This window comes from Streptomyces sp. NPDC007875 (assembly GCF_042868035.1).
GTDB lineage: Bacteria > Actinomycetota > Actinomycetes > Streptomycetales > Streptomycetaceae > Streptomyces > Streptomyces antimycoticus.
In genome coordinates this window covers 91,506-100,667 of the sequence record NZ_JBIADZ010000005.1, presented here as the reverse complement: position 1 = coordinate 100,667, position 9,162 = coordinate 91,506, and the positions used below count along the sequence as shown (strand labels likewise).

Annotated in this window: 7 protein-coding genes; 2 read left to right on the top strand and 5 right to left on the bottom strand. The window is 72.7% G+C overall.

Annotation, left to right across the window (positions count from 1 at the left end; all coding sequences use genetic code 11):
* Window positions 1–146 precede the first annotated feature (146 nt).
* The gene (locus ACFYOY_RS12195; protein WP_351884504.1) at window positions 147–1,982 is read right to left on the bottom strand and encodes a glycoside hydrolase family 9 protein; all 1,836 of its coding nucleotides are present in this window, start codon (window positions 1,980–1,982) and stop codon (window positions 147–149) included.
* 202 nt (window positions 1,983–2,184) lie between these two features.
* Here ACFYOY_RS12195 and sigJ point away from each other — a divergent pair, with 202 nt between their 5' ends.
* Window positions 2,185–3,075 (top strand): RNA polymerase sigma factor SigJ, encoded by an 891-nt coding sequence (gene sigJ / locus ACFYOY_RS12190; protein WP_351884507.1) that lies wholly within the window; start codon window positions 2,185–2,187, stop codon window positions 3,073–3,075.
* Window positions 3,076–3,212: 137 nt separating this feature from the next.
* Here the strand turns inward: sigJ and ACFYOY_RS12185 are convergent, their stop codons facing one another.
* Both ACFYOY_RS12185 and ACFYOY_RS12180 read right to left on the bottom strand, forming a co-directional pair.
* Entirely contained in the window at window positions 3,213–3,860 is a 648-nt protein-coding gene (locus tag ACFYOY_RS12185) for a response regulator (RefSeq protein WP_388586390.1), read from the bottom strand.
* Complete coding sequence (locus ACFYOY_RS12180) at window positions 3,851–5,071, bottom strand: sensor histidine kinase (RefSeq protein WP_388586387.1); 1,221 nt, start codon at window positions 5,069–5,071, stop codon at window positions 3,851–3,853. The genes ACFYOY_RS12185 and ACFYOY_RS12180 overlap by 10 nt, the downstream gene beginning before the upstream one ends.
* A 110-nt stretch (window positions 5,072–5,181) precedes the next feature.
* Here ACFYOY_RS12180 and ACFYOY_RS12175 point away from each other — a divergent pair, with 110 nt between their 5' ends.
* The gene (locus ACFYOY_RS12175) at window positions 5,182–6,807 is read left to right on the top strand and encodes a serine hydrolase domain-containing protein (protein WP_388586385.1); all 1,626 of its coding nucleotides are present in this window, start codon (window positions 5,182–5,184) and stop codon (window positions 6,805–6,807) included.
* Between the two features lie 129 nt (window positions 6,808–6,936).
* On the opposite strand, the gene ACFYOY_RS12170 is transcribed toward ACFYOY_RS12175, so the two are convergent.
* On the bottom strand, window positions 6,937–7,863 hold the full coding sequence (locus ACFYOY_RS12170; RefSeq protein ID WP_351884519.1) for an aldolase/citrate lyase family protein: 927 nt from the start codon (window positions 7,861–7,863) through the stop codon (window positions 6,937–6,939).
* A gap of 22 nt (window positions 7,864–7,885) precedes the next feature.
* Window positions 7,886–9,097: a CoA transferase gene (locus ACFYOY_RS12165; protein WP_351884522.1), complete on the bottom strand. Its 1,212-nt coding sequence runs from the start codon at window positions 9,095–9,097 to the stop codon at window positions 7,886–7,888.
* Between the last annotated feature and the right edge of the window lie 65 nt (window positions 9,098–9,162).

Sequence of the window (9,162 nt, the reverse complement as noted above, 5' to 3'; positions counted from 1 at the left end):
GGGGGGGGGGGGGGGGGTGCCGCCCCCCCCCCGCCCGGGGGGGCCCCCCCCCCGCCCCCCCCCGGGGGGCCCCCCGCGGGGGGCCCCCGGCGGGGGGGGGGGGGCCCCCCGCCCCCCCCCCCGCCGAGTCGGCTCGTCCCGCCCGCTCAGCCGCGTTCCGCGGCAAACGCGGCCAGCCACGCCAGCGGCGCGTTCCAGTTGATCGCCACCTCATTGGTGGAGTACGAGCCGATGTCGTCGATGTAGCACGCCGCGGGCGCGCAGCCCGGGAGCTTCTCCTGCGCCACCGGATCCTGCAGTCCCGCGTTGGCGCCGCCCGCGATGGATCCGGCGGGCGGGTTCGGCAGCGAGGCGTCGTACTGATGCGCCCAGAAGCGGTGGTGCTGGTTCTGCGCGGCGTGCTCGCCGTAGCCGGTCACATAGGACTGGCCGAGTGCGTTGCGGCCGAGCAGATAGTCGAGCGTCTCCAGTGCCCCGGTGCGGTAGCGCCGCTGCTTGGTGAGCTCGTAGGCGACGGCCATGACGGTCCCGTTGTTGGCCACCTGGCCGTTGGAGCCCCACACATAGCCGGCCGCCGGCAGCGGCACTCCATAGCCCTGGCCGGCCATCGTGCTGAGCTGTCCGTCGGCGGCCGAGACCACGGAGGCGCGGACGCGGGCGCGGTCGGTGGCGGGCAGGCCGTTGGGGACGGTGGCCAGGACGATCCGGCCGAGGGGCGCGGTGTCCTGCCAGCTGAAGCCGAGCGGGGTGAACACATCGCTCGCGGTGTGATACGGCGAGGAGGTGACCGCGTCCCGGTACCGTGCCTCCCCGGTGGTCGCGTACAGCTCCGCCGCCGCCCAGTAGAACTCGTCGCCCACCTCGCTGTCGTCGTACGCCCCGCCGCCGGTGGAGTCGGAACCCGGTGCGAGCACATCCGGGTTCGCCTGCGCGGCGGCCCAGGCGCGGCGCGCGGAGTCCAGGCAGCGGGCGGCGAAGGCGGCGTCGTACGGTGCGTAGACCCGGGCGCACTGCGCCGCCGCGGCGGCCAGATTGAGGGTCGCGGCGGTGGACGGCGCGTGCAGCTCGCGTGGCTCGGCGTCCTGCTCCGGACGGGTGGGCAGCCCGGTCCAGGCGGCGTCATGGACCTTGTGGAAGGCCATTCCCGCCCGTGGCTTGCCCTCCGGGATCTGCATGCGCATCAGGAACTCCAGCTCCCAGCGCCCCTCGTCGAGCACATCGGGCATCCCGTTGCCGCGCTCGGGGACGCGCAGTGTGGAGTCGCCGAGCGCCGCCGCGTGCCCCGTGCGCTTCGCGCGCTCGAAGGAGTTGACCAGCTGCCAGACCGCGAGACCGCCGTTGACCACGTATTTGCCCTGGTCACCGGCGTCGTACCAGCCGCCGCGCACATCCCGGGTGTAGTCGCACACCCCGCTGACGCAGGGCACGGCGGTGTCGCCCCGGTTGGGGGCGACCCCCAGATGGCCCGCCGGGCGAGCGTAGGCCGCACCGGCCAGTGACGCCTCGATGGGGATACCGCTGCGCTGCTGGTAGAAGAAGGACATCGCGTCCGTGCGCAGCCCGTCATAGAGGTTCGCGCGGAGGTCGAAGGGATGGCTGGTCCGGCCGTCCACGGTAAGCGTGTAGCCGGTGCCCGTCCCCTGGTACGAGGAGAAGTCCACCAGATGGGCCGACTGCCCGGAGGCGGCGTCCGCGCCCCGTACGGTGGTGGTGCCCGAGGCGGCGGTGCGGCCCGCCGCGTCGCGCAGCTGCCAGGGCAGGGCGGTGGCGCTCGCGCTCACGACGGTGGCGCGTTTGGGGCCGTCCGGCAGATACCCCAGCTGATTGACCTGGACGGCGGACGGCGCGGCGGAGGCCGAGAGCGCGGCGGGGGAGTCCGCTCCGGCGGGCGCGGACTGGGTGGCGATCAGCAGCAGCGCACCGGTCAGCAGCGCGGTGGCGGTCCGCGCACCGCGCGGACGGGGTAACAGGGGCACGGGCATGACGGACCCTCCTTGGGAAGGCGTGGAAGATATGGGAGCGCTCCCAATTTATGTAATGATGTGATCGCAGTGCGTCAAGGGACTGGACGGGTGCACGGGCCCGCACAAAACATTCCGTCCCCCTCCGTCACATCGCACCCGGCCCATCCGTCAGCACGGTGTGGCCTGCGACGGTGCGGTCCGCGACAAGGGGATGTGACCGATGAACGAGAACCACCTTCTGGCGGAGGGCTTCGAGGCCCACCGCGGTCATCTGCGGGCGGTGGCCTACCGCATGCTCGGCTCGCTGAGCGAGGCGGACGACGCCGTCCAGGAGGCATGGCTGAGGCTCAGCCGCTCCGACACCGCCGCGGTGGAGAACCTCGGCGGCTGGCTGACCACCGTCGTCGGCCGGGTCTGCCTGGACATGCTGCGCTCGCGCACCGCGCGGCGCGAGGAGCCGCTGGGGGTGCACCTCCCCGACCCGGTCATCAGCGGTGAGACCGGGCCCGGCCCCGAGGACCAGGCGCTGCTCGCCGACTCCGTCGGCCTCGCCCTGCTGGTCGTCCTGGAGACGCTGGCCCCCGCCGAACGGCTGGCCTTCGTCCTGCACGATCTGTTCGCCGTGCCGTTCGACGAGATCGCCCCCATCGTCGACCGCACCCCGGCCGCCGCCCGTCAGCTCGCCAGCCGCGCCCGCCGCCGGGTGCGCGGAGCGGTCCCGGTCCCCGACGCGGACCTGGCCCGGCAGCGCGAGATCGTGAACGCCTTCCTCGCCGCCGCGCACGACGGCGACTTCGAGGGGCTGATCTCCGTACTCGACCCGGATGTCGTCCTGCGCGCCGACTACGGCGCCGCGCCCGCCCCGGCCCCGCGCGAGGTGTACGGCGCGGCCGCCGTCGCGGACCAGGCGCTCACCTTCTCCCGCCTCAGTAGCACGGGTCTCCTCGCCCGTCCCGCGCTCGTCAACGGCGCCGTGGGCGTGGTCAGCTCCCGGGACGGGCGGCCGTTCTCGGTGCTGGCCTTCACGGTCACGGACGGCAGGATCGTGGCGATCGACATCCTGGCCGACCCCGAGCGGCTGAGCGGGCTCGATCTGACGGTCCTGGACTGACGCCACCAGAGGCACATAGCCGCAAGAGCCCCATGGCCGCCTGACGCCGAGTCGGGCAGGCGGCGTCGGATTCGGTGGATTGGGAGCGCGTAAGCGGTCGGGGTCGAGGCCTTCGTCGTTTTCGGGGCATCGGGCTGTCAGGCGCGCAGGTAGGCGAGAACAGCGAGGACGCGCCGGTGTCCCTGGCCGTCCAGGCGGAGGTCGAGTTTCTGGAGGATGCTGCTGACATGCTTGTTGACCGCGGCCTCGGTGACATAGAGGTCGCGGGCGATCTCGCCATTGGAGCGTCCCTCGGCCATGAGGGAGAGGACCTCGCGCTCCCGGGGGGTGAGCTGCCGCAGGGGGTCATGCCGTCGGCGCAGGAGCTGGCGCACGACTTCGGGGTCCATGACCGTCGCACCGGCGGCCACCTCCTCGACCGCGCTCGCGAACTGGGTGACGGCACTGACCCGGTCCTTGAGCAGATAGCCGATGCCGGTGTCGCTGCCCAGGTCGAGCAGATGAGTGGCGTAGGACTGCTCGATGTACTGGCTGAGCACCAGAATGGGCAGGGTGGCGCGGTGATCGCGTAGCGCGACCGCGGCGCGGAGACCGTCGTCGGCGTTGCACGGTGGCATCCGTACATCGGTGATGACGATGTCGGGGTCGTGCTCGTGGGCCGCGGTGATCAGCGTGTCGGCGTCGCCGACAGCCGCCGACACCTGGTGGCCGACCCGGGTCAGCACGCTGACCAGGCCGTCCCGCAACAGCGGTGAGTCTTCGGCGAGCACGATGTTCAGCGGCACGGGAGCTCCACGCGCAGCAGTGTAGGGCCGCCCGCCGGGCTGGATATCCGCAGTCTGCCGTCCGCCGCGGCGACGCGGTCGGCCAGGCCGACCAGCCCGGTGCCCGCGGCCGGATCCGCCCCGCCGACGCCGTTGTCGTGGACCGTCAGCGTCAGGACATCCGCTTCCAGCCGGGCGTGGACCTCGGCCTGAGTGGCCCGGCTGTGCTTGGTGGCGTTGGCCAGGGCCTCGGCGACGACGAAGTACCCCGTGCTCTCCACGGTCATGGGCAAGCGGTACGGAAGCCGGATGTCGACGCTGACCGGCAGGGCGGAGCGGGTGGTGAGGTTGCCGACGGCCGCGGCGAGTCCGTGGTCGGTGAGGGCCTTGGGGTGCACACCTCGGCTGAGCTCACGCAACTCGCCCACGGCGAGGGTGACTTCGCTCTGGGCCAGAGCGAGTTGCCGGGCGACCGGCGAGCCCGGCTCCGCGTCAAGACCGGCCAGGCCGAGCATGACATTGATGGAGACGAGCCGCTGCTGGGCGCCGTCGTGCAGGTCACGCTCGATCCGTCGGCGCTCGGCGTCGAAGGCGTCCACCAGACGCGCCCGGGAGGCCCGGACTTCGGTCAGCTCCCGGCCCAGTTCGCCGTCGCGCGGTGCGAGGATCAGGCGGGTCAGCGCGGCGCGGGCGCCGGCCCAGGCGGTGATGGTGTACGGCGCCGCGGGCAGCAGGCACAGGCCGATGACCAGCCACGGCCAGGCACCGGGATCATCCATCGGTGAGGTCATGAGCAGTACGGGCAGGGCCAGGGCGAACCCGAGGACGAGCAGATCCATCCACCACAGGGCGGTCAGCGACACAGCGGTGAAACCCAGCTCCCGCCAGGTCGCGGACTCCCGCAGCCGGGTCTCCAGCCACCCCCGCGGCCCGGGACGGTCAGGAGCCCGGTGCGGATCCGGTGCCGGGTCCAGGTCCACCAGCCGCAGCCGGCGGCGTTCGATCCGGGTGACGACGATGCCGGACAGCGCCACGGCGAGGAGGAGCCCGGCTCCCACCACCACGACCAGCGACACCAGCCCGGCCACGGCCATGGTCAGCAACGTGACCAGGGCGATCGCGCCGAAGACGACCCCGGACAGCAGATAGACCAGCGCCCGCCAGGGCCACGCCGAGGCCAGGAACCCCAAGGGATGCTGTGCGAGAGCCTGCCAGGCTGTTCGAGAAGGCACCCGCAGAAGATATGCGACCCGTCCGGCCTCGGTCGGTAGTGCGCGCACTACCCCTGGTCTCGCACGCACACCAATGTGGCGGCCGCCCCGCTCCCGGTGGGATGAGAGCCATGCCGATGCGTAGATACAGCACCTACAGCAAGACCGCCCGGGCCGCGGGGCCGCGGCTCGTCCGACGCGTGCTCCGCCCCCGGCACGGCGGTGTTCGACGCGGGGCGCGCGGGCCGGTGGTGGCCGCCCTGGTCATCGCCTCGACGGCGTGGTGGTGCCCGGCGACCGCGGTCGCCGCCCCCTCCCACCCCACGCTGGACGCCGCCTCGATCGACGCTTACGTCAACGCCTACCTGGAGCGGACCCGGCTCCCAGGTGCCGTGGTGGCGGTCACCAGGGGCGACAAGGTCGTCCGCGCGGCCGGATACGGGCACACCGCGGCCGGGAACGCCATGACCGCACGGACACCGGTGCCCGTGGCCTCCCTCTCCAAGTCCATGACCGCCCTGGCCGTCATGCGGCTGGTGGAGGACGGCAGAGTCGACCTGGACAAGCCGGCCCACCGCTATCTGCCCGAGTTCACGATGGCCGACCGGCGGGCCCAAAAGATCACGGTACGGCAGCTGCTGAACCAGACATCGGGCATGGCCGACTCCGCCTACCCCGACCTGACCCGGCCCCAGGCACACACGCTCACCGAGGCGGTCGCGGATATGCGCAAGGCCGGGCTCGCCGCGGAACCGGGAGCCGAGTGGAACTACCACAACCCCAACTACTTCGTCGCCGCACGGCTGGTCGAGGTCGTCAGCGGGCGGCCCTTCGCGGACTACATGGCCACCCGAGTGTTCCGGCCGCTGGGCATGACACACACCGAGTCCGTCGACACCACCGATGAGATGCCCGATCACGCCCGGGGCTACGTCCGCGCCTACGGCATGCTGTTCTCACGTTCCCACCCCCGCTGGTTCGCGGCCGGGGGCCACGGCGTCGTCACCACGGCGGACGACCTCTCCCAATGGCTGATCGCACAGAACAACCAGGGCATGTCCGCGACGGGCCGGCGCGTCGTCTCCGCGCGGAGCATCGACGTCATGCACACCCCGCCGGAGGGGCGCGAGTACGCGATGGGCTGGTCCCTGAGCCCCGCTGGGGAAGAGCCCCGGCAGATCCGGCACACCGGTGAACTCCTGACCCACAACGCCATCCAGACCCTGCTGCCCGACAGCCGGACCGGCATCGCGATCGTGACCAACACCGGCATGATCTCCGGGGACGACGCCGCCGTCATGCTTCAGGGGCTGGTCGACCTGGCCCAGGGCAAGTCCCCGACGGTGCGGACCCCGTTCGCCATGAAGGCCGACTACGCCCTCGCGGCGCTCACCCTGCTGGCGGTCGCCCTGGGCGTGCTCGGCGCCGTTCGAGCACGCCGCTGGGCACGGCGCACCGTGGACCGACCGCTGTGGCGAATGGGCTTGCGCATGCTGCCCTGTGCCCTTCCCATCGTCCTTCTCGCTCACCTCACCGACCTCGTCGGCCTGTTCATGAACCGTGCGGGGACACTGGCTCAGCTGATGTACATATGGCCTGCCCTCGTCATCTTGTCGGCCACGGCTGCCCTGGCCTCAACCGCGGTGATCACCGCGCGGTCGCTCGCCGTGCTCATGATCCGGCGGGCCCGTGTTCTACGGCCGGTAGCCGGCGATGATGACGCCGCCGGCCGTCGTCATCGGCTGTTGTCGGCCTGATGGCCTGGGTACGCAGGCAGCGGTAGCGCGATGGGGGCCTGGGGGCGGAGCCTCCGGGACGGGGCCGGGGCGGAGCCCCGATTTCGGGGAGGGGCGGGGTGGGGCAAGTTTCGGTGGCCGGGGTCGCGTTCAACCCCCGCCGTGCTGGGCCAGCAGGTGGCGGGCCGTCGCCGCCATCGCCTCGTCGACCATCCGCCCCTCGAAGAGCACCGCCCCCGCCCCCTCGGCCTGTGCCCGCTCCACCGCCGCGATCAGCCGTCCGCAGCGGGCCAGCTCCTCGGCATCCGGTGCGAACACCTCGTTGACCACCGGCACATGGGACGGGTGGATCACCGCCATCCCCTCGTACCCCAGGGCGCGGTTCTGCTCGGCGAAGCGCCGCAGCCCCGCGAGGTCCGCCACGTCCGCCCATAGCCCGGCCACCGGATGGGGGCGGTCCGCGGCGCGTGCGTCGAGCAGCGCCCGGGCCCGCAGTTCACGGGTTTCCTCGCCCTCCGGGCTCCACCGGTAGCCGATCGCCCGCTCCACGTCCCCGCCCGGGGCGGTCACCGCGCCCAGGTGGGCGATCCGGGCGGCGGCCCGGCCGATGGCGTACGCCTCGCGCAGTCCGCGTGCCGTCTCCAGCAGCGGCAACAGGGCGAAATGGCCCTCGGGCAGGCCGTGTTCGCGCTCGCACCACGCCAGCAGCCGGTCGGCGGTGGTCACGTCCTCCGGGCCGCTCACCTTGGGCAGCACGATGCCGTAGAGCCCGGGGCGGGCCACCGCTCGCAGGTCGTCGGCGCCCTGCCAGCCCGTGGCGCGGTCCAGCGCGTTGATTCGTACGAGCAGCCGCATCGGAGCGGGAGTTCCGGTCCCCCGGTCGATGGCTCCGGACACCGCCCCCTCGACGGCCCCGGCCACGGCCTCGCGTGCTGCCGCCTTACCGTCCTCCGGGACGGCGTCCTCCAGGTCGAGGATGGCCGCGTCGGCGCCCGCCGCCTCCGCCTTGGGCAGCCAGTCGGTCCGGCTGCCGGGCACGAAGAGCAGGGAGCGCAGGGGGACGCGGTGCGTCGTCACGCCCGTCGCCCCCGTATCGCCGTCAGATGACACCCTCGGCCTCCAGCTTCGCCAGCCGTCCGTCGTCGATGCCCAGCCACTCCCCGTAGACCAGCGCGTTGTCCGCGCCGAGCGCGGGGCCGGTCCGCCACACGGCGCCGGGGGAGCGGTGGAAGCGCGGGATCACCGACTGCATCCGCACCGGGCCGAGGTCGGCGTCGTCCACCGTGATGATGTCCTCGCGTTCGGCGTAGACCGGGTCGGCGGCGATGTCGGCTGCGGTGAACACCCGCGAGGCCACCACCTCGGCCCGTTCGAACGCCGCCAGGCACTCGGCCGCCGGGCGCACCGCGACCCAGTCCCGCAGCGCCGCGTCGAGCCGCTCGCGCCCCGCGTGCTGCTGGTCCACGGTGGCGAACTCCTCGTCGGGCAGGCCCAGCAGTCGCACCACATTGCGCACCGAGCGGGTGGTGGCGGACGTGACGGTGAGCCAGTCGCCGTCGGCGCTGCGGTAGGTGTTGATGACGGCGGCCGGGGCGACGGCCAGTTGATTGCCCGCCCGCTCGGGGGCCGTGCCGAGCTGGTCGTACGCGATGATCTGCCACTCCACCAGGCGGTAGAGCGGCTCGAACAGCGCCAGGTCGATCCACTCGCCGTCGAAGTCCGGGTCGGTGTCACGGCGGTGCAGGGCGGCCAGGATCGCGAACGCGCCCATCAGCCCGGTGACCGCGTCACCGTGCGAGAAGCCGGTGTGCACGGGCGGGCCGTCCGGGAAGCCGGTGAGATGGACCACACCGCTGCGGGCCTCGCCCATCTTCCCGAAGCCGGGTGCGTCGGCACGGGAAGAGGTCGCGCCGAAGCCGGAGATCTGCAGCAGGATCGCGGTGGGGTTGAGCGCGTGGACGGCCTCCCAGTCCAGGCCCCAGGTGCGCAGGCGGCCCGCCCGGAGCGTCACGATCACCACATCGGCCCAGGCGATCAGCTCCCGGGCGACCTCCCGGCCCTCCTCGTGGTGCAGATCCAGGGTCACCGAGCGCTTGTTGCGGCCCGCCACCTTGAACCAGAGCGGAACGCCGTCGCGCCGCGGTCCCATCGCCCTCGCCGCGTCACCGGAGCCCGGCGGCTCCACGTGGACGACGTCCGCCCCCTGGTCGGCGAGCATCCCCCCGGCGAGGGGGCCCGCCACCACATGGGCGAACTCCACCACCTTCAGCCCTGTGAGCTGTCCCTGCCGTGTGCTGGTCTGGTCCTCCATGCGGCCAGGCTGGGGGGTGGGGTGTATGCGCGTCCAGCAATGAAAGGGGATCAATTCATGCGGAT

Bases quoted from the DNA above. Each gene is read 5' to 3' on its own strand.
- ACFYOY_RS12165 (WP_351884522.1), bottom strand. From the start codon at position 9,097: ATGGAGGACCAGACCAGCACACGGCAGGGACAGCTCACAGGGCTGAAG.
- ACFYOY_RS12195 (WP_351884504.1), bottom strand. From the start codon at position 1,982: ATGCCCGTGCCCCTGTTACCCCGTCCGCGCGGTGCGCGGACCGCCACC.
- ACFYOY_RS12175 (WP_388586385.1), top strand. From the start codon at position 5,182: ATGCCGATGCGTAGATACAGCACCTACAGCAAGACCGCCCGGGCCGCG.
- sigJ (WP_351884507.1), top strand. From the start codon at position 2,185: ATGAACGAGAACCACCTTCTGGCGGAGGGCTTCGAGGCCCACCGCGGT.